Consider the following 18,181-nt stretch of genomic DNA (forward strand, 5'->3'; position numbering starts at 1 on the left):
CTGTTAAGGCTGCGGTTTAAGTAGAATTTTAGATGCATTCGTTAGGTTCTCACTCAAGGCGGGAAAACAAACCACACCGCCAAACAAAACAGTGAGGCAGAAACCATGAACACCAAGATGAAGCCGCAGCAGGCCCCCGTCGTCGACCCGCAGGAAGACGCGATCCGCAATCTCTACCTGGAATCCCTCCACCTCGTCGAGCGTCTGCACCGTCGTCTGCTCGACGTCATCAAGGACGAGTTCGACCGCGCCGGCCGCTCGGATGTCAACGCCGTCCAGGCGCTGCTCCTCTTCAACATCGGCAATTCGGAACTGACGGCAGGCGAGCTGCGCAGCCGCGGCTATTATCTCGGCTCGAACGTTTCCTACAACGTCAAGAAGCTGGTCGACCTCGGCTTCATCAACCACCAGCGTTCGCGCATCGATCGTCGCTCCGTCCGCATCAGCCTGACGGAAAGCGGCCAGGAAATCGCCGAGACCGTGGCAAAGCTCTACGAGCGCCATATCGGCTCGATCCAGAAGGTCGGCGGTATCGGCGAAGGCGAGTTCAACCAGATGAACAAGCTGCTCCAGCGCCTCGATCGCTTCTGGAACGACTCGATCCTCTACCGCCTGTAAGTTCGGGCGCCGTTTTCGACCTCCTCCATAAAAGCCGGCCGCGTCCCCTGCGCGTCCGGCTTTTCACGTTTTCGTGCGGGGGGTTAGGGTGACGTGTGCCTGCCGAGACACGAATTGGCCATATTGCTGTGACACCCGGAAACTGGGCTAAGGTATGCGCGGGCGGCAGGGCCGGTTTGCGTTTGTTAACCCTGTTCGTGATAGCTGCATCGGGTATGGACCCTTGAGGTCACCGTGCCGCGTGCACCTCGCCGCCTTCAGCGGCGCTCAGGAGATGGTAGGATAAATGTCTCGCAAAACCGGATTTGATGTGTTCTCGCGCCGCGCATTCCTGCGCTCTGCCGCAACCTTCGGCGCCGCCGCCGTGGCCGGTCAGGCGCTCGCCCAGACAGCGCTCGACGACATCCTCAATGCTCCGCGCCGCGGCAACTGGGACGACCAGTTTGACGCAGAGGCATCGCGCACCGCGACCGCCGTCGTCTCCAACAATCCGATCTTCGGCTCCGGCACCACGGGCTATCTCCAGCAGGCGATCGTCGATTACCAGAACATCGTCTCGAACGGCGGCTGGCCGACGGTCAACACGCAGCAGAAGATGGAGATGGGCGTCGCCGATCCCGCCGTGCAGCAGCTGCGTCAGCGCCTGATCATCTCCGGCGACCTGCCGCGTTCCGCCGGCACGAACGGCGCCTTCGATTCCTATGTGGATGGCGCCGTCAAGCGCTTTCAGGCGCGCCATGGCCTGCCGGCCGACGGTGCCGTCGGCGAGTACACGCTGAAGGCACTGAACGTCCCGGCAGTCACGCGCCTCGGCCAGCTTCAGACAAACCTCGTGCGCCTGCAGGCCATGTCGGGCGACCTCGGCCGCCGCTATGTCATGGTCAATATCCCGGCCGCCTATATCGAGGCTGTCGAAAACGGCCGCGTCGCCTCGCGCCACACCGCCATCGTCGGCAAGATCGACCGCCAGTCGCCGGTGCTGAACTCCAAGATCTATGAAGTGATCCTCAATCCCTACTGGACCGCGCCGCGCTCGATCATCCAGAAGGATATCATGCCGCTGATGCGCAAGGATCCGACGTACCTCTCGCGCAACTCGATCCGCCTCTTCGACGGCAACGGCGGCGAAGTCTCGCCGGAAACGGTCGACTGGAACGCCGAGAAGGCGCCGAACCTGATGTTCCGTCAGGACCCGGGCAAGATCAACGCGATGTCCTCGACGAAGATCAACTTCCACAACGAGCATCAGGTCTACATGCACGACACGCCGCAGCAGGGCCTGTTCAACAAGCTGATGCGCTTCGAATCGTCCGGCTGCGTGCGCGTGCAGAACGTGCGCGACCTTTCGGTCTGGCTGCTGAAGGATACGGCCGGCTGGTCGCGCTCGCAGATGGAGGCGACGATCAAGAGCGGCGTCAACACGCCGATCAAGCTGGCGGAAGAGGTGCCTGTCTTCTTCACCTACATCACCGCCTGGTCTGCCAAGGACCGCGTCGTGCAGTTCCGCGACGACATCTACCAGAAGGACGGCGCCACCGAGCTTGCCCTCCAGACCAACTACAACCAGGAAGGCGGCCAGGCCGTCGACAGCGACCTTCTGCCGCAATAAGGCAATTTGTCTGACTTTTGCGAGGCCCCGTTTCCCTTTGGAATGCGGGGCCTTTCTGTTTTGCGGCTTTTTGCGTCTGTCGTTTTTATCGCAGAACACGCGCGGAAATGGCGCAAACCGTGGAGCGGATATTGCCCTTGCCATGCGAGGACGTTAAACACCGTGCCACCCACCCTTAAGGAGCCTCGAGGATGAGCAATTCTTCCGCTACCGACGTTTTCTTCACGCGTTCCCTTGCCGACACCGACCCGGAGATTTTCGGCTCGATCCAGAAGGAACTCGGTCGCCAGCGCCATGAGATCGAACTGATCGCCTCGGAAAACATCGTTTCGCGCGCCGTGCTCGAAGCCCAGGGCTCGATCATGACGAACAAGTATGCCGAAGGCTATCCGGGCAAGCGCTACTACGGCGGCTGCCAGTTCGTCGACATTGCCGAAGAACTCGCCATCGAGCGCGCGAAGAAACTGTTTGGCGTCGATTTCGCCAACGTGCAGCCGAATTCCGGTTCGCAGATGAACCAGGCCGTCTTCCTTGCGCTGCTCCAGCCGGGCGACACCTTCATGGGCCTCGACCTCAACTCGGGCGGCCACCTGACGCACGGCTCGCCGGTCAACATGTCCGGCAAGTGGTTCAATGTCGTCTCCTACGGCGTGCGTGAAGAAGATCACCTGCTCGACATGGACGACGTTGCCGAAAAGGCCCGCGCCAACAAGCCGAAGCTGATCATTGCCGGCGGCACCGCCTATTCCCGCATCTGGGACTGGAAGCGCTTCCGCGAGATCGCCGATGAAGTCGGCGCCTATCTCATGGTCGACATGGCGCACATTGCCGGCCTCGTTGCCGGCGGCCAGCACCCGTCGCCGTTCCCGCATTGCCATGTTGCCACGACCACCACGCACAAGTCGCTGCGCGGCCCGCGTGGCGGCATCGTGCTTACCAATGACGAGACGATTGCCAAGAAGGTCAACTCGGCGGTCTTCCCGGGCCTGCAGGGCGGTCCGCTGATGCACATCATCGCCGCCAAGGCGGTCGCCTTCGGCGAGGCGCTGCAGCCGGAGTTCAAGGACTATGCCGCGCAGATCGTCAAGAATGCCAAGGCGCTTGCCGAGACGCTGAAGGCCGGTGGTCTCGATATCGTCTCGGGCGGCACCGACAACCATCTGATGCTCGTCGACCTGCGCAAGAAGAACGCCACCGGCAAGCGTGCGGAAGCCGCTCTCGGCCGCGCCTATGTCACCTGCAACAAGAACGGCATCCCGTTCGACCCCGAAAAGCCGTTCGTCACCTCGGGCGTCCGCCTCGGTACCCCGGCCGGCACGACCCGCGGCTTCAAGGAAGCCGAGTTCAAGGAAATCGGCAACCTGATCGTCGAGGTTCTCGACGGCCTGAAGATCGCCAATTCCGACGAGGGCAATGCGGCTGTCGAAGCTGGCGTTCGGGAGAAGGTCGTCGCGCTGACGGACCGCTTCCCGATGTACTCGTATATGTAAGACAGCAGTACCAGGAAAAGTGCCGCGCGGTTTTCCGTCAGGAACCGCGTAAAGCAAGGAGACTTCATGCGCTGCCCCTATTGCGGTTCGGAAGATTCGCAGGTGAAGGATTCCCGTCCTGCAGAGGACGGGGCCGCCATTCGCCGCCGGCGCATCTGCCCGGATTGCGGTGGCCGGTTCACGACCTTCGAACGGGTGCAGCTGCGTGAGCTGATGGTCGCCAAGAAGACGGGCCGCAAGGCCCCCTTCGACCGCGACAAGCTGCTGCGCTCCTTCGAGATCGCGCTTCGCAAGCGACCCGTCGACCGGGACCGCATCGAACGCGCGGTCTCGGGCATCGTCCGCCGGCTTGAAAGTTCCGGCGAGACGGAAATCTCTTCCGAGGAAATCGGCCTCCAGGTGCTGGAGGCGCTGAAGGCGCTCGATGACGTCGGCTTCGTGCGCTACGCCTCGGTCTACCGCGATTTCTCCCATGTCGATGATTTCGAGAAGATCCTTTCCGAAGTCGCCGCCAAGATCGCCCGGGATCCGGGCGCCGACGGCTAGATGTCCGGCGCGGCGACAGACGACGCACGCTTCATGGCAGCGGCCATCCGCCTCTGCCGCCGTCATCTCGGCCTGACTGCCACAAACCCCTCCGTTGCCTGCCTGATCGTCAAGCACGGTGTGGTCCTCGCCGCCGCCGTGACCGCGCGCGGCGGGCGGCCGCATGCCGAAACGCAGGCGCTCGCCGAGGCGGGGGAAGCCGCGCGCGGCGCGACGGCCTATGTCACGCTCGAACCGTGCTCGCACCACGGCAAGACGCCGCCCTGCGCCGATGCGCTGATCGCCGCTGGCATCGCCCGCGTCGTGGTCTCGGTGACGGATCCGGACGAGCGCGTGGCGGGCAGGGGGCTTTCGATGCTGCGCGATGCCGGCATCGTGGTCGAGACGGGCGTTCTGGAAGCGGAAGGCCGTGCGGCGCTCGCCGCCTATCTCACACGCCAGACGAAGAAGCGCCCCTATGTGACTCTCAAGCTTGCCGTTTCCGCCGATGGCATGCTTGGCCGCCTCGGTGCGGGGCAGGTGGCGATCACGGGGCCGGTTTCGCGCGGGCAGGTGCATGGTCTGCGTGCCGAGACAGATGCGATCCTCATTGGCATCGGCACGGCGCTGGCCGATGATCCGGAGCTGACCTGCCGTCTTCCGGGGCTCGAAGCCCGCTCGCCCGTGCGCATCGTGCTCGATCCTCGGCTGGAACTGTCGCCGGCCTCGAAGCTGGCGCGGACGGCGAAGGATGTGCCTGTTATCGTTGTGACGACCAAGGGGACGGAGATACCCCCCTCTGGCCTGCCGGCCGACGACGCGCGCGCCGGCGCCCTCGAAGCCGCGGGCGTCGAAATCCTGACCTGCGACCCGCGCCGGCTCGACGATCTCCTGATGGCGCTCGCCACCCGCGGAACCTCCTCGCTGCTCGTCGAAGGCGGCGCGCGCACGGCGCAATCCTTCATCGAAGCCGGCCTCGTCGATCGCATCCTGCTGTTTGCGGGCACCGGTACCATTGGCAAAGACGGGATCGCATCCCCATGTGTGTCCGGGCGCATGCCGGATGGCTTTTCGCTCCGGAACACGGCGCGCCTCGGCGCGGACAGTTTGCACGAATACGAAAGAGACGATTGATGTTTACCGGCATTGTCACTGACATCGGAACGGTCGAGAAGGTCGAGCCCATGAACGAGGGCGTACGCCTGCGCGTGCGCACGGCCTACGACCCGGCCACCATCGACATGGGGGCCTCCATCGCCCATTCCGGCACCTGCCTCACCGTCACGGCGCTGCCCGAAGCGGGCTCGAACGCCCGTTGGTTCGAAGTGGAGGCCTGGGAAGAGGCGCTGCGGCTGACGACCATCGCCGGCTGGACGGCCGGCACCCGCATCAACCTCGAACGCTCGTTGAAGATCGGCGACGAGCTCGGCGGCCACATCGTTTCCGGCCATGTCGACGGCAAGGCCGAGATCCTCTCCGTCGAGGCCGAGGGCGACGCGACGCGTTTCCGCATCCGCGCGCCCACGGGGCTGGAGCGCTTCGTGGCGCCAAAAGGATCGGTCGCGCTCGACGGCACATCCCTCACCGTCAACGCCGTCGATGGCGCCGTCTTCGACGTGCTTCTCATCCGCCACACGCTCGACGTCACCACCTGGGGCGAGCGCAAGGCGGGCGACTTCGTCAACTTCGAGGTCGACACCATGGCACGGTATGCGGCGCGGCTTGCCGAGTTTCCCGCCCCCAAGGCGTGACGGCAGCGTGACTTTCGCGGGCACCGTCACGGATCGGCACAAACCGGCGTGACGGCCAGCCTGCAAGGTAACGATATCGATACTTCTTGCTCCCTAGTGTGCGCGCATCGGACCGCTGGAGACCGTTGCCGCATGGCGCCTGATTACCAAACCCTTCTGCTGGCGATCGGGCTCGCGGGTTTTTGCCTGTCGGCCACGCTGTTCGCCTCGTGGATGTCCGCCCGCGTCGAGCGCTTCCTTCTCAGCTGGTCCATCGGTATCGGCTGCATTGTACCCGCGGTTGCGGTCTACAGCCTCTATATCGATCAGGCGAATGTCGCGATCGGGTGCCTCGCCTTCACGCTGCAGTTCCTCGGCTTCGCCTTCATCTATGGCGCAGCCTACAGGTTCCGCTCCGGCGCCTCCGCCCGCCGGCGCATTGCCACCGTCTTTGCGGCCTGCCTCGCCATCGCTCTGCCGCCGCTGGTCGCCGGCTATGACGGCATCGCCTTCATTGCGCTCAATCTGCTTATCACGGCCTGCCTCGCCGCGACGGCCCGGGAGTACTGGCGCGGCCGCGCGGAAGCGCCGCTGCCGCTGACCGGCATCGTCATCCTCTACCTCCTGACCGCCGTTTCCTTCCTGCTCTGCGCCGGCGTGCTGATTCACGACGGCCGCTGGGTGATGGGACACGCGCCGGACAACTGGGCGGAAAATCTCAATCTGGTCGCGGCAATCATGGGCATCACCGGTATCGGGGCCATGTCGCTCGCGCTCAACCAGTGGCGGGTTGCCGGCAGCCACCGCCACGCCGCCATGACCGATGCCCTGACCGGCTTACTCAACCGTCGCGCCCTTTTCGATCGCTACGGGGCGCTTCCCGTCGGTGAGCACCAGGCGGCAATCGCCTTCGACCTCGACAACTTCAAGGCGGTCAACGACAGGCACGGTCATGCGGCGGGCGACGCGGTGCTCATGGTCTTCGCCGATATCCTGCGCGATTCCTGCGGGGTGGCGGCCTGCCTCGCCCGCCTTGGCGGCGAAGAGTTCGTCGTCGTTCTGGAGCGAACCTTGCCGGAACGCGCGCAGCGCATCGCCGAACGCGTCCGCGAAGATTTCGCTGCCAAACTCATCCCGATCGGGGGCCGGTCCATCACGTGCACCGTCAGTGCCGGCATCGCTCTTGCCGGAGAAAACGGCACGAGTTTCGATTCCCTCCTCAGCAATGCCGACGAGGCGCTCTACATGTCCAAGCGCAACGGCCGCAACCGTGTGTCGCTCGCCGCCTGAGGGGATGTCAGGCGCCGGGCTCGCCCTCCCAATAGTCGACGGTCTCGCCCGCGCGGCCGATGGTGCGGAACTCCGTCCGCCCGCCCGTGGCAAGGCGCGTCTTGGCGAGGAATTTTCCGGAATCCGGATATTCGCAGATCTCGGTCGCCGCCATGGACGAAATGGACAGGTATTTCAGCGGCACGGTGCCGGTGTTGAGGATCTGGTGCGCCGTCTCCGGTCCGCCGGCCGGCGCGCCCAGCACGTCGCCGGGGCCAACGAGATGGCGTTCGCTGCCGTAGCGATAGGTGCCGTGGCCCTCCAGGATGACGAAGAGCTCGTCTTCGACATGGTGGCTGTGGAAGGGACAGCCAGACTTGCCGGGCGGGACCTCGCCATAGCCGATGCCGAGATCCTTCAGGCCGAGGCGGGCGCCGAAGGATGTGTCGCGGGATTCGTAGAGCGTTCCCTGCGTCCAGTGCTCCAGCGCCAGCCTCGCGAGATTGACGATCGGCGGTTTCTGGGCGTCCATTCGCATCTCCTTTATGACTCTTGACATATTGTTCGCACTTTGTTCCATTGTGTCAATCCCGTTCGGTCGAAGCGGCTCCCGCCGGGGCGCCGAAATCGACGCGGGGGGTGGAAAATGCTTGCCAAGCTTCGCCCGTCGTGGTTTGACCGCTGCCTCTGCCCGCTGATGCGTGGCCTGCCTCCAATGTTCAGGTGATTTATGGCCAACACCGATAATCCCCATCTCCTCATCGTCGAGGCGCGCTTCTACGACGACATGGCCGACGCGATGCTCGACGGCGCCAAGCATGCGCTCGATGCCGCGGGCGCAACCTACGACATCGTGACCGTCATGGGCGCGCTCGAAATTCCTGCCGCCATCTCCATGGCCCTCGACGGCATGGAAAATGCCGGCACCTGGTATGACGGCTTCGTCGCCCTCGGCATGGTCATCCGCGGCGAGACCTACCATTTCGATATCGTCGCCAACGAATCGAGCCGTGCGCTGATGGACCTTTCGGTCAGCGAAGGCCTGCCGATCGGCAACGGCATCCTGACCGTCGAGAACGATGCGCAGGGCTGGGCCCGCGCCCGCCGTTCGGAAGGCGACAAGGGCGGCTTTGCGGCGCGCGCGGCGCTCACCATGATTGATCTGAAGAAGAAACTGGGCGGCGAACAGTGACGACGGACAGGGATCATCAGCCGGTGAAACCGGCCAACCAGCGCGGCGCGGCGCGCCTTGCCGCCGTTCAGGCGCTTTATCAGATGGATATCGGCGGCAGCGGTGTTCTCGAAGTCGTCGCCGAATACGAAGCGCATCGTCTCGGCCAGGAGGTCGACGGCGATACCTATCTCAAGGCGGATGCCTCCTGGTTCCGTTCCATCGTCTCGGGTGTCGTGCGCGACCAGCGCTTGCTCGACCCGATGATCGGCGCGGCGCTGCAGGACGACTGGGCCTTGTCCAGGGTCGACTCCACCGTGCGTGCCATCCTGCGTGCCGGCACCTTCGAGCTGAAGGAGCGCAGGGACGTGCCGGTCGCCGTGATCGTCACGGAATATGTCGAGATCGCCAAGGCGTTCTTCGAGGACGAGGAGCCGAAGCTGGTGAATGCGGTGCTTGACCGCATCGCCAAGCAGCTTCGGCCGGACACACGCAAGTAAACGGTAGGCGACATGAGCACGGGTACGGTCGAAGGTCTTGAACAGGAACTTTCGGCCGCGCGCCGCAATGTCTTCCTCCTGACGATTGCACAGGCCCTGCTCGCCTCGGCCGGGCCGATCGTCTTCTCTGTCGGTGGCCTTGCCGGCTACAACCTGCTCGGCGCGGACAAGTCGCTCGCCACCGCGCCGCTGACCGGCTTCAATGTCGGCGTGGCGCTCGGCGCCGTGCTCGTCGCCATCGCGGCCCGCATGCTCGGTCGCACCTACGGCTTTATCGTCGGGGCGCTCATTGGCGCCGGGGGCGGCCTTCTGGCTGCCATTGCGCTGTTCCGCGGCGATTTCTGGCTCTTTGCCCTCGGCTTCGTGCTCGTCGGCATTTCCAGCGGCTTTGCCCAGAAGATCCGCTTTGCCGCGGCCGATGCCTCGCCGTCCTTCTACAAGCCGCGCGCCATTTCCTGGATCCTTGCCGGCGGCGTCATTTCCGCCGTGCTCGGCCCCCAGGTGGTCATCCTCACCAAGGACCTGTTCGAGCCGGTGCTGTTTGCCGGTGCCTTCGTGGCGCTCGCGCCGCTCTGCCTTGCCGCCATCGGGCTCTTCCTCTTCCTGCGTCTACCTGACCACAAGGCGGCGGCTGTCGCGACGGGGGAGGCGGCGCGGCCGCTCCGCGAGATCGTGCTGACCCAGCGGTTCATGACGGGCATGATCTGCGGCATCTCCTCCTACGCCCTGATGACCTTCATGATGACCGGCGCGCCGCTGGCCATGGTCATCGGCTGCGGTTTCTCGCCGGAGATGGCGACGCTCGGCATCCAGTGGCACGTGCTCGCCATGTTCGCGCCGAGCTTCTTCACGGGCATGCTGATCCAGCGCTTCGGCACGGAAAGGGTCGTCGCTGCCGGTCTCCTCATCCTCATGGCCTGCGCCGCGGTCGCCCATGCCGGCATCGCGCTGTGGAATTTCTGGGGCGCGCTGATCCTGCTCGGCGTCGGCTGGAATTTCGGCTTCATCGGTGCAACCGCCATCGTCGCCTCCAGCTACAAGCCGCATGAGGCGGACAAGGTGCAGGGCTTCCACGACATCATCCTGTTCGGCACGGTGGCACTTGCCTCCTTCTCCTCGGGCAAGGTGTTCAACACCTATGGCTGGCAGGCGATCAACCTCCTGTTCTGGCCGATCACCGGGGTGAGCCTCGTTCTCGTTCTCCTCCTGCTTTTGCGCGGCCGCCGACCGGCTGCCTGAGCCCGCCCGCAGACCGACGTCGAAAAATCCAGCGCAGCGCACGGCTTGCCGCAGTGCGGCGGCTTGACGCAACCGATTCGCAAACGCACTCTGACCCCGCGCCGGCCCCTGTCTTGTGAGGAGGCAAACGGGAGCGGGCGCGTATCGGCTGCGGGGAGAGGACCCCGCGGCCTCCAAGGAGGACAGAGCGAAATGACCATATTGTTGGGCGTTATCGCATGCGGGTTGCTTTCGGTGGTCTATGCCATCTGGGCGACACGGTCGGTGCTTGCCGCCGATCAGGGGAATGCCCGCATGCAGGAAATTGCAGGTTATATCCGGGAAGGGGCGCAGGCCTATCTCACCCGGCAGTACAAGACCATTGCCATCGTTGGGGTCGTCGTCTTCGTCGGCACCTGGCTACTGCTTTCCGCAACGGCTGCCATCGGGTTCCTGATCGGCGCCGTCCTGTCGGGTGCTGCCGGTTTTATCGGCATGTATGTGTCCGTCCGCGCCAATGTGCGCACGGCACAGGCCGCATCCGTCAGCCTGTCCTCCGGCCTTGACATCGCTTTCAAGTCGGGTGCGATCACCGGCATGCTTGTCGCCGGCCTCGCATTGCTCGGCGTCTCGATCTACTACTGGATTCTCACCGGCCTGCTCGGTCAGGAGCCGGCCTCGCGTGAGGTCATCGACGCGCTCGTCGCGCTCGGTTTCGGTGCCTCGCTGATTTCCATCTTTGCCCGCCTCGGCGGCGGCATCTTCACCAAGGGTGCGGATGTCGGCGGCGATCTTGTCGGCAAGGTGGAAGCCGGCATTCCTGAAGACGATCCGCGCAATCCGGCCACCATCGCCGACAATGTCGGCGACAATGTCGGCGACTGCGCCGGCATGGCCGCCGATCTCTTCGAGACCTATGCGGTGACCGTCGTCGCCACCATGGTGCTCGCGGCGATCTTCTTTGCCGGCACGCCGGTTCTCTCCAGCGTGATGATCTATCCGCTCGCGATCTGCGGCGCCTGCATCATCACTTCGATCGTCGGCGCGTTCTTCGTCAAGCTCGGCACGAACGGCTCCATCATGGGCGCCCTCTACAAGGGCCTTATCGTCACGGGCCTGTTGTCGATCGTCGGCCTCGCTGTCGCCACGTCGCTCACCATCGGCTGGGGCGTTGTCGGCACCGTCGCGGGCAGGGAGATCACCGGGACGAACCTGTTCATCTGCGGCCTGCTGGGGCTTGTGGTGACAGCGCTCATCGTGGTGATCACCGAGTATTACACCGGCACCAACAAGCGCCCGGTGAACTCCATCGCCCAGGCATCCGTCACCGGTCACGGCACCAACGTTATCCAGGGCCTTGCGGTCTCGCTGGAATCGACCGCGCTGCCGGCCATCGTCATCGTCGGCGGCATCATCGCGACCTACCAGCTTGCCGGCCTGTTCGGCACCGGTATCGCGGTCACCGCCATGCTCGGCATTGCCGGCATGATCGTGGCGCTCGACGCTTTCGGCCCGGTCACCGACAATGCCGGTGGCATCGCCGAGATGTCGCACCTGCCGCCGGAAGTGCGCAAGTCGACGGACGCGCTCGACGCGGTCGGCAACACGACCAAGGCCGTCACCAAGGGGTATGCGATCGGTTCGGCGGGCCTCGGCGCGCTGGTGCTCTTCGCCGCTTACTCGAACGACCTTGCCTATTTCGCGGCGAACGGGGACAAGTATCCCTATTTCGCCGGCATCGGCACGATCTCCTTCGACCTCTCCAACCCCTACGTCGTGGCCGGCCTCATCTTCGGCGGCCTCATCCCCTATCTCTTCGGTGGCATCGCCATGACGGCCGTCGGCCGTGCAGCGGGCTCCATCGTCGAGGAAGTGCGCAAGCAGTTCCGCGACAAGCCGGGCATCATGGCGGGCACCGAGCGACCGGACTACGGGCGCGCGGTGGACATTCTTACCAAGGCGGCAATCCGCGAAATGGTCGTGCCCTCGCTGTTGCCGGTGCTGGCGCCGCTCGTCGTCTATTTCGGCGTGCTGCTCCTCTCCGGCTCCAAGGCCTCGGCCTTTGCGGCGCTCGGCGCCTCGCTGCTCGGCGTCATCGTCAACGGCCTCTTCGTGGCGATTTCCATGACGTCGGGTGGCGGCGCATGGGACAATGCCAAGAAGAGCTTTGAAGATGGCTTCGTCGACAAGGACGGCACGCGCCACCTGAAGGGATCGGAAGCGCACAAGGCCTCCGTCACCGGCGACACGGTCGGCGACCCCTACAAGGATACGGCAGGCCCGGCGGTCAATCCGGCGATCAAGATCACCAACATCGTGGCGCTCCTGCTGCTGGCCGTTCTCGCCTGACCGGCATCGCCGTTCATGCTGCAAAAAAAGAAACCGCGGGGAGCGATCCCCGCGGTTTCTTGATTCCCGGAAGGGCTGAAGCGTCTTACTTCGGGCCGCCACCGCCAAAGATGTTCTGGATCGCCGCGCCTGGTGCACCGCCCGTGCCGCGCAGCAGCTGGCCGAGGAAGGTGAGCTCGACGCCGCCGGTCGGTGTGACGCGCGAGATCATGTCGAAGACGCGACCGTCCTTCAGCGTATAGTGGGCGAGGCGCTCGACCACGCCTTCCTTGTCGAAATAGATGGCGAGCACGCTCTGCTCGACGACCTTCGGCTTCATGAAGGCAACGGGGCGCGTGCGCTTCTGCGAGACGTAGTAGAAGACCTCGTTGTCGAAGGTCGCGGTCGCGGACGGCGAGCCGAGCGAGAGCATGACCTGCTCGCGCGAGGAGCCGACCGGGGCCAGCGCCAGCGTCTCCTGGTCGACGACGTAGCCCTGGTGCAGTACTTCGCCGGGACCCTGGCAGCCTGCGAGAACGGACGAGGAAAGCGCGATGGCAATGGCGGCGTTACGCAACAGCTTCATGTTCAGAGCATCTCTCTTCAACAACATCCCCGGGACTGTGATGGCCGCGCAGCCATTGCAATTCATGCCTGCTTCGGTAAACCAGCTTCGACCGTCATGCAACATGACTTGCGACGGCTCCATGGTTTGAATCGGGCAAAACTAGGCTTTATGATGATTTTCGGCCTGTTCGGCAAAAAAAACGGCAACCGGCGTATCGTTGAAAAGCAGTACGCAACGCTGACAAAGGCGGCGCGCCATCCCTATCTCTATGAAGTGCTTGATGTTCCCGACACGGTTATGGGCCGTTTCGAGATGCTCTCGGCCATGCTGATCCTTTACTTCCGGCGCACCCGTGCAAGCGGCACGTCCGGCCAGGAGATCGCCCAGGAGATCGTCGATGCCTTCTTCGAGGATGTCGATCATTCGATTCGCGAGCTCGGCGTCGGCGATGTCGGCGTGCCCAAGCGCATGAAGAAGTTCGCCGGCATGTTCTACGGTCGGCTGGAGTCCTACGCCGGCGCGCTCGATTCCGACGATCATGACGGTCTTGCTGCTGCGCTACGGCGCAACATCCATCCGGAGGCGGGCGAGGGCGCGCCGTCGATGGCGGGGCTCGCCCTCTATCTCTTTGCGGCCGAAAGGGCGATGATGGCCGTCAGCGAGGACGATATCAGGGTCGGAGCGCTCGGCGTTGTGGAGCCGGGCCCGCAAGGACATGCCGCCTGAAGGCGGCCCAAAGGGAATAGAATGAAGACAGACGACGACACGCCGTTCTCCTACCTGGTCAAGGTGGGGCACATTTCCGCCAACCCGGTCGAGGTGACGATCAGCGCCAATGCCGAGGAGTGCGCCGGCCTCGCCGAGCTCTGGTCCGTGCTGGAGGTGAAGGCGCTTTCCGCCACCTTCCAGCTGCAGCGCTGGAAGCGCGACGGCGTGCGCCTCAAGGGCCGCGTCGTGGCGGATGTCGTGCAGGCCTGCGTCGTCACGCTCGACCCCGTCGAGGCGCATATCGACGAGCCGGTCGAGGTGGTCTTCGTGCCCGAGGGCTCGAAGCTGGCGCGGCTTCCGGTTGCAAGCGAGACCGGCGAAATGCTGCTTGATCCCGATGGGCCGGATGCTCCGGAAATCTTCACGGGCGATACGATCGATGCCGGCGTGGTCGCTGCCGAACATGCCGCGCTTGCCATCGATCCTTATCCGCGCAAGTCCGACGTGGACTTTTCCGGCCATATCGAGAGCACGGACAAGGATGACAAAAAACCGTCGCCTTTTGCCGTTCTGAAGGACTGGAAAAAAGACTGAACGGCTCCTGAGGCGCCTGATAATTCAGTTGTGCCCCCGGCGAAAAGCGGTATTTTGACCGAATTCCGCCGCGGCAGCCCTCTGTCCCTGGAAAACAAGAATTAAGGCAAGACACGCGTGGTCAGAATTTCCGTCGACGTCATGGGTGGCGATTTCGGCCCCAAGGTCGCTATCCCGGGCGCAGCCAAGGCTCTCGAGCGCCATCCCGAGATCCGTTTCGTGCTTTTCGGCAATGCCGCCGAATGTGAGCCCCTTCTGGCGCAGCATCCCAAGCTGAAGGCCGCCAGTACCTTCCACCATTGCGACGTCGCCGTTGCCATGGACGAGAAGCCGAGCCAGGCGCTGCGCCGTGGCCGCGGAAAGTCCTCCATGTGGCAGGCGATCGATGCCGTTGCCAAGAACGAGGCCGATGTTGCGGTCTCCGCCGGCAATACCGGCGCGCTGATGGCCATGTCGAAGTTCTGCCTGCGCATGATGGCCAATATCGAGCGCCCGGCGATCGCCGGCATCTGGCCGACCCTGAAGGGTGAGAGCATCGTTCTCGACATCGGCGCGACGATCGGCGCCGATGCGAACCAGCTTTTCGATTTCGCGCTGATGGGCGGCGCCATGGCGCGCGCGCTGTTCGGGATCGACAAGCCGACGCTGGGCCTGCTCAATGTCGGCGTCGAGGAGATCAAGGGACAGGAAGAGGTGAAGGCTGCCGGCCAACTCATCCGCGAGGCCAATTTCGACACGATTGACTATTACGGCTTTGTGGAAGGCGACGATATCGGTCGCGGCACGGTGGACGTGGTGGTCACGGAAGGTTTTGCCGGCAACATTGCGCTGAAGGCGGCCGAGGGCACGGCGCGGCAGATCGCCGAGTATCTGCGCGCGGCCATGTCGCGCACCTGGATGGCCAAACTCGGTTATATCCTCGCCAAGAGCGCCTTCGACCGGGTGCGCGAGAAGATGGACCCGCGCAAGGTGAATGGCGGCGTGTTCCTCGGTCTCAACGGCATCGTCATCAAGAGCCATGGCGGCACGGACGCCGAGGGCTTTGCCGCGGCTGTCGATGTCGGCTACGACATGGCCCGCAACGGCCTGAAGGACAAGATCGAAAAAGATTTGCAGAAGTATCATGCCGGCCGCCCCGTCGAAGGTGCCGCCCAGAGCATGAGCGACGAGGTATAGAATGATTCGTTCAGTGGTCCGCGGTTTCGGAACGGCGCTTCCGAAGCGGGTACTTACCAATGCCGAGCTGGAAAGCATGGTCGACACGTCCGATGACTGGATCGTGCAGCGCACCGGCATTCGCCAGCGCTACATCGCCGGCGAGGGCGAGACGACGGCGTCGCTCGGCGAAGGTGCCGCGCGTGCCGCTCTCGACAAGGCAGGCCTGACGGCGGCCGACATCGACCTCATCATCGTCGCCACCTCGACGCCGGACAACACGTTTCCCGCCACCGCCGTCAACATCCAGAACCGCCTCGGCATGCACCATGGCTTTGCCTTCGACGTGCAGGCCGTCTGTTCCGGCTTCGTCTATGCGGTGACGACCGCCGATGCCTATATCCGCGGCGGCCTTGCAAAACGCGTGCTTGTCATCGGTGCGGAGACCTTCTCGCGCATCCTTGACTGGACGGACCGCACGACCTGCGTGCTCTTCGGCGACGGCGCCGGCGCCATCGTGCTGGAGGCTGCGGAAGGGGCGGGCACCAACCAGGACCGCGGCGTCCTGACGACGCAGCTGCGCTCCGACGGCGCGCACCGTGAGAAGCTTTATGTCGATGGCGGCCCGTCCACCACGGGTACGGTCGGTCATCTGCGCATGGAGGGCCGCGAGGTCTTCAAGCATGCGGTCGGCATGATCACCGACGTGGTCATCTCGTCCTTCGACGCGACGGGCTTCACCGCCGAGGATATCGACTGGCTGGTGCCGCATCAGGCAAACAAGCGCATCATCGACGGTTCAGCTAAGAAACTCGGCATTCCCCTCGAAAAGGTCGTCGTCACCGTCGACCTGCACGGCAACACCTCTGCCGCCTCGATCCCGCTGGCACTGGCTGCAGCGGCGAGCGACGGACGAATCAAGGACGGCGACCTCGTGCTGCTGGAAGCCATGGGCGGCGGCTTTACCTGGGGTGCAGTGCTGCTGCGCTGGTAGCTGTTTCCAGCCGCCTTTCCCATGGAAGGGCGACTTCCCGGCAAACGGACAGGGGCAATCTGCGGGCTTCGGCCTTCCTTTGTCGTGCCGAAGCGCCGGTTGGTGGCCAGGGAAATGGCCTCTCCCGCATCAGGGCGCAGGGCCGCTTGACCCGCGGGGGCAAGGACAATACTCTTCCGCCACGTAACCATAGGCTTTCAATGGGAAATCGGTGAGGAACGATGAGCGGCAAGACGGTGACACGCGCAGATTTGGCCGAATCGGTTTTCCGGAAGGTCGGCCTTTCCAGGACCGAATCCGCAGAGCTCGTCGAAACCGTGATCGACGAGATCTGCAATGCCATCGTGCGGGGCGAGAGCGTGAAACTCTCCTCCTTCGCGACCTTCCAGGTGCGCGACAAGAACGAGCGCATCGGCCGTAACCCGAAGACCGGCGAGGAAGTGCCGATCTCGCCGCGCCGGGTGATGACCTTCAAGGCATCCAACGTGCTCAAGCAGCGGGTGCTGAAGTCCCATCTCTCGCGCAAGGCGAAACAGAAGCCGGCTTCGCCCGCTTCCTGAGCGATTTTCTGCCGATTGCCGGCGGTTCGGCAATTTGAAACTTGAATATCGTCCGGCAACCCGCTGAAATGCATACGATTCGGCAACGCTTTCGTTTGCCGTGCCACGCGCTTTCATCGAGGGTAGAATGGACAAGAGTCCGGACGCGTTCCGCACCATCAGCGAGGTCGCCGACGATCTCGACCTGCCGCAGCATGTTTTGCGCTTCTGGGAGACGCGGTTCACGCAGATCAAGCCGATGAAGCGCGGCGGCGGGCGGCGCTACTATCGCCCCGAGGACGTTGATCTTCTCAAGGGCATCCGCCATCTCCTCTACGACCACGGCTACACGATCAAGGGCGTCCAGAAGCTCCTGAAGGTCAATGGCAACCGCTTCGTCGCCGCCATTGCCAGCGGGGACCTCGCGACCGTCGAGGCGCTCGCCGCGGCCAGCCACGAAGAGCCCACCCCGCCCAAGGCGGGCAATGACGAGGACCAGATCGTCGGCCGCGCCAAGGCACCGGCCAGCCGCCGCTTCTTCTCCTTCGTCGGCGGCGGGGACGATACGCCGGAAATCTCGATCGGCAAGACCAGCGTCGGCAAGGAAGACCGCGCGCTCCTGCAGGAAGCGCTTTACGATCTTCTGGAGTGCAAGCGCCTGCTCGATCAGGTGCGCTGAGCGCCGTTTCTCTACCGCGGGCCGTTGTAAGGTGGGGCGTTCCGCGTCCTGCTGCTGACAGCAGGCCTGTGTGCACCGAGGCATGCACGCAGCCGAGTCGTCGTCCTTGGAATCCGCTCCTTTCACGTCGGGTTTGTAGCGGCGCCCATAGCCGTATCGAAAGAGGTGTGGCGCGCGGGTATGCATCGGCTTGTCATTGCTACGGGCACGAACCGCGCAGCTCACACGCCTCAGCACCAGTCACTGATCGACGAGAGGCCGCATCAATCCCGCTGCTGCACGGGCTCCCAGCCGCGCACGAAGCCGCGGCCCATCGCCGAACGGGTCAGTGCGAGCTGGCGCCGGAGATGCGCGCAGTCGGCAAGCAGCGTCGCGATCGTCGCATGTGCATCGCCATCATGCCAGGCGAGGGCGGCGCATACGGCGTCATCCCCGCTTTCCGGCGGTTCCATTGGTGCTTCGTACTCGGGAAGCGGTCGCACGTCG

Annotated in this window: 20 protein-coding genes; 17 read left to right on the forward strand and 3 right to left on the reverse strand. The window is 64.2% G+C overall.

Annotated elements, in window-relative coordinates; all coding sequences use genetic code 11:
• Positions 1–105: 105 nt before the first annotated feature.
• The 7 genes from ldtR (at position 106) to EXZ48_RS06990 (ending at position 7,262) form a co-directional block, all read left to right on the forward strand.
• On the forward strand, positions 106–618 hold the full coding sequence (gene ldtR / locus EXZ48_RS06960; RefSeq protein WP_024270688.1) for a transcriptional regulator LdtR: 513 nt from the start codon (positions 106–108) through the stop codon (positions 616–618).
• Positions 619–904: 286 nt separating this feature from the next.
• The gene (locus EXZ48_RS06965; protein WP_050742925.1) at positions 905–2,227 is read left to right on the forward strand and encodes a murein L,D-transpeptidase; all 1,323 of its coding nucleotides are present in this window, start codon (positions 905–907) and stop codon (positions 2,225–2,227) included.
• A 191-nt stretch (positions 2,228–2,418) separates the two neighbouring features.
• Positions 2,419–3,717 carry a serine hydroxymethyltransferase gene (glyA, locus tag EXZ48_RS06970; protein WP_023515611.1) on the forward strand — a complete coding sequence of 433 codons (1,299 nt, stop codon included), beginning with the start codon at positions 2,419–2,421 and terminating at the stop codon, positions 3,715–3,717.
• A gap of 66 nt (positions 3,718–3,783) precedes the next feature.
• Positions 3,784–4,263 (forward strand): transcriptional regulator NrdR, encoded by a 480-nt coding sequence (gene nrdR, locus EXZ48_RS06975; protein WP_023515610.1) that lies wholly within the window; start codon positions 3,784–3,786, stop codon positions 4,261–4,263.
• The gene (gene ribD / locus EXZ48_RS06980; protein WP_130514992.1) at positions 4,264–5,376 is read left to right on the forward strand and encodes a bifunctional diaminohydroxyphosphoribosylaminopyrimidine deaminase/5-amino-6-(5-phosphoribosylamino)uracil reductase RibD; all 1,113 of its coding nucleotides are present in this window, start codon (positions 4,264–4,266) and stop codon (positions 5,374–5,376) included.
• On the forward strand, positions 5,376–5,993 hold the full coding sequence (locus tag EXZ48_RS06985; protein WP_130514994.1) for a riboflavin synthase: 618 nt from the start codon (positions 5,376–5,378) through the stop codon (positions 5,991–5,993). Before ribD ends, EXZ48_RS06985 begins: the two co-directional genes overlap by 1 nt.
• Positions 5,994–6,125: 132 nt before the next feature.
• Positions 6,126–7,262 (forward strand): diguanylate cyclase, encoded by a 1,137-nt coding sequence (locus EXZ48_RS06990; protein ID WP_130514997.1) that lies wholly within the window; start codon positions 6,126–6,128, stop codon positions 7,260–7,262.
• Between the two features lie 7 nt (positions 7,263–7,269).
• On the opposite strand, the gene EXZ48_RS06995 is transcribed toward EXZ48_RS06990, so the two are convergent.
• Entirely contained in the window at positions 7,270–7,773 is a 504-nt protein-coding gene (locus EXZ48_RS06995) for a cupin domain-containing protein (protein ID WP_050742929.1), read from the reverse strand.
• Positions 7,774–7,971: 198 nt separating this feature from the next.
• Here EXZ48_RS06995 and ribH point away from each other — a divergent pair, with 198 nt between their 5' ends.
• The 4 genes from ribH (at position 7,972) to EXZ48_RS07015 (ending at position 12,479) form a co-directional block, all read left to right on the forward strand.
• A complete protein-coding gene (gene ribH / locus EXZ48_RS07000; RefSeq protein WP_023513387.1) occupies positions 7,972–8,433 on the forward strand; it encodes a 6,7-dimethyl-8-ribityllumazine synthase in 462 nt (153 codons plus the stop codon).
• Positions 8,430–8,912, forward strand: a complete 483-nt coding sequence (nusB, locus tag EXZ48_RS07005; protein ID WP_130514999.1) for a transcription antitermination factor NusB — start codon at positions 8,430–8,432, stop codon at positions 8,910–8,912. The genes ribH and nusB overlap by 4 nt, the downstream gene beginning before the upstream one ends.
• Before the next feature lie 12 nt (positions 8,913–8,924).
• Positions 8,925–10,151, forward strand: coding sequence for an MFS transporter (locus EXZ48_RS07010; protein WP_023513389.1), 1,227 nt, complete (start codon positions 8,925–8,927; stop codon positions 10,149–10,151).
• Positions 10,152–10,343: 192 nt separating this feature from the next.
• Positions 10,344–12,479 carry a sodium-translocating pyrophosphatase gene (locus EXZ48_RS07015; protein ID WP_023513390.1) on the forward strand — a complete coding sequence of 712 codons (2,136 nt, stop codon included), beginning with the start codon at positions 10,344–10,346 and terminating at the stop codon, positions 12,477–12,479.
• Positions 12,480–12,564: 85 nt separating this feature from the next.
• Here EXZ48_RS07015 and EXZ48_RS07020 read toward each other — a convergent pair whose 3' ends face one another.
• Positions 12,565–13,044, reverse strand: a complete 480-nt coding sequence (locus tag EXZ48_RS07020) for an outer membrane protein assembly factor BamE (protein WP_130515001.1) — start codon at positions 13,042–13,044, stop codon at positions 12,565–12,567.
• 153 nt (positions 13,045–13,197) lie between these two features.
• Between EXZ48_RS07020 and EXZ48_RS07025 the strand changes: the two genes are divergently transcribed.
• The 6 genes from EXZ48_RS07025 (at position 13,198) to EXZ48_RS07050 (ending at position 17,695) form a co-directional block, all read left to right on the forward strand.
• A complete protein-coding gene (locus EXZ48_RS07025) occupies positions 13,198–13,752 on the forward strand; it encodes a ubiquinol-cytochrome C chaperone family protein (RefSeq protein ID WP_023513392.1) in 555 nt (184 codons plus the stop codon).
• A gap of 21 nt (positions 13,753–13,773) precedes the next feature.
• The gene (locus EXZ48_RS07030) at positions 13,774–14,328 is read left to right on the forward strand and encodes a DUF177 domain-containing protein (protein ID WP_024270686.1); all 555 of its coding nucleotides are present in this window, start codon (positions 13,774–13,776) and stop codon (positions 14,326–14,328) included.
• A gap of 117 nt (positions 14,329–14,445) precedes the next feature.
• A complete protein-coding gene (gene plsX / locus EXZ48_RS07035; RefSeq protein WP_023513394.1) occupies positions 14,446–15,504 on the forward strand; it encodes a phosphate acyltransferase PlsX in 1,059 nt (352 codons plus the stop codon).
• A 1-nt stretch (position 15,505) separates the two neighbouring features.
• Positions 15,506–16,477, forward strand: coding sequence for a beta-ketoacyl-ACP synthase III (locus EXZ48_RS07040; RefSeq protein ID WP_050742932.1), 972 nt, complete (start codon positions 15,506–15,508; stop codon positions 16,475–16,477).
• A 221-nt stretch (positions 16,478–16,698) separates the two neighbouring features.
• On the forward strand, positions 16,699–17,037 hold the full coding sequence (locus EXZ48_RS07045; protein ID WP_023513396.1) for an integration host factor subunit alpha: 339 nt from the start codon (positions 16,699–16,701) through the stop codon (positions 17,035–17,037).
• Positions 17,038–17,164: 127 nt separating this feature from the next.
• Complete coding sequence (locus EXZ48_RS07050) at positions 17,165–17,695, forward strand: MerR family transcriptional regulator (RefSeq protein ID WP_024270685.1); 531 nt, start codon at positions 17,165–17,167, stop codon at positions 17,693–17,695.
• 263 nt (positions 17,696–17,958) lie between these two features.
• Here EXZ48_RS07050 and EXZ48_RS07055 read toward each other — a convergent pair whose 3' ends face one another.
• Positions 17,959–18,177, reverse strand: a complete 219-nt coding sequence (locus tag EXZ48_RS07055; RefSeq protein ID WP_024270684.1) for a hypothetical protein — start codon at positions 18,175–18,177, stop codon at positions 17,959–17,961.
• Between the last annotated feature and the right edge of the window lie 4 nt (positions 18,178–18,181).

The organism is Shinella sp. JR1-6, assembly GCF_004284735.1.
Taxonomy (GTDB): Bacteria; Pseudomonadota; Alphaproteobacteria; order Rhizobiales; family Rhizobiaceae; genus Shinella.

Coding starts and splice junctions, on each gene's coding strand:
- EXZ48_RS07030 (WP_024270686.1), top strand. CDS start 13,774: ATGAAGACAGACGACGACACGCCGTTCTCCTACCTGGTCAAGGTGGGG.
- EXZ48_RS07045 (WP_023513396.1), top strand. CDS start 16,699: ATGAGCGGCAAGACGGTGACACGCGCAGATTTGGCCGAATCGGTTTTC.
- nrdR (WP_023515610.1), top strand. CDS start 3,784: ATGCGCTGCCCCTATTGCGGTTCGGAAGATTCGCAGGTGAAGGATTCC.
- EXZ48_RS07025 (WP_023513392.1), top strand. CDS start 13,198: ATGATTTTCGGCCTGTTCGGCAAAAAAAACGGCAACCGGCGTATCGTT.
- ribD (WP_130514992.1), top strand. CDS start 4,264: ATGTCCGGCGCGGCGACAGACGACGCACGCTTCATGGCAGCGGCCATC.
- EXZ48_RS07020 (WP_130515001.1), bottom strand. CDS start 13,044: ATGAAGCTGTTGCGTAACGCCGCCATTGCCATCGCGCTTTCCTCGTCC.
- EXZ48_RS06985 (WP_130514994.1), top strand. CDS start 5,376: ATGTTTACCGGCATTGTCACTGACATCGGAACGGTCGAGAAGGTCGAG.
- ldtR (WP_024270688.1), top strand. CDS start 106: ATGAACACCAAGATGAAGCCGCAGCAGGCCCCCGTCGTCGACCCGCAG.
- ribH (WP_023513387.1), top strand. CDS start 7,972: ATGGCCAACACCGATAATCCCCATCTCCTCATCGTCGAGGCGCGCTTC.
- EXZ48_RS06965 (WP_050742925.1), top strand. CDS start 905: ATGTCTCGCAAAACCGGATTTGATGTGTTCTCGCGCCGCGCATTCCTG.
- EXZ48_RS07050 (WP_024270685.1), top strand. CDS start 17,165: ATGGACAAGAGTCCGGACGCGTTCCGCACCATCAGCGAGGTCGCCGAC.
- EXZ48_RS06995 (WP_050742929.1), bottom strand. CDS start 7,773: ATGGACGCCCAGAAACCGCCGATCGTCAATCTCGCGAGGCTGGCGCTG.
- glyA (WP_023515611.1), top strand. CDS start 2,419: ATGAGCAATTCTTCCGCTACCGACGTTTTCTTCACGCGTTCCCTTGCC.
- EXZ48_RS07010 (WP_023513389.1), top strand. CDS start 8,925: ATGAGCACGGGTACGGTCGAAGGTCTTGAACAGGAACTTTCGGCCGCG.
- EXZ48_RS07040 (WP_050742932.1), top strand. CDS start 15,506: ATGATTCGTTCAGTGGTCCGCGGTTTCGGAACGGCGCTTCCGAAGCGG.
- EXZ48_RS07015 (WP_023513390.1), top strand. CDS start 10,344: ATGACCATATTGTTGGGCGTTATCGCATGCGGGTTGCTTTCGGTGGTC.
- EXZ48_RS06990 (WP_130514997.1), top strand. CDS start 6,126: ATGGCGCCTGATTACCAAACCCTTCTGCTGGCGATCGGGCTCGCGGGT.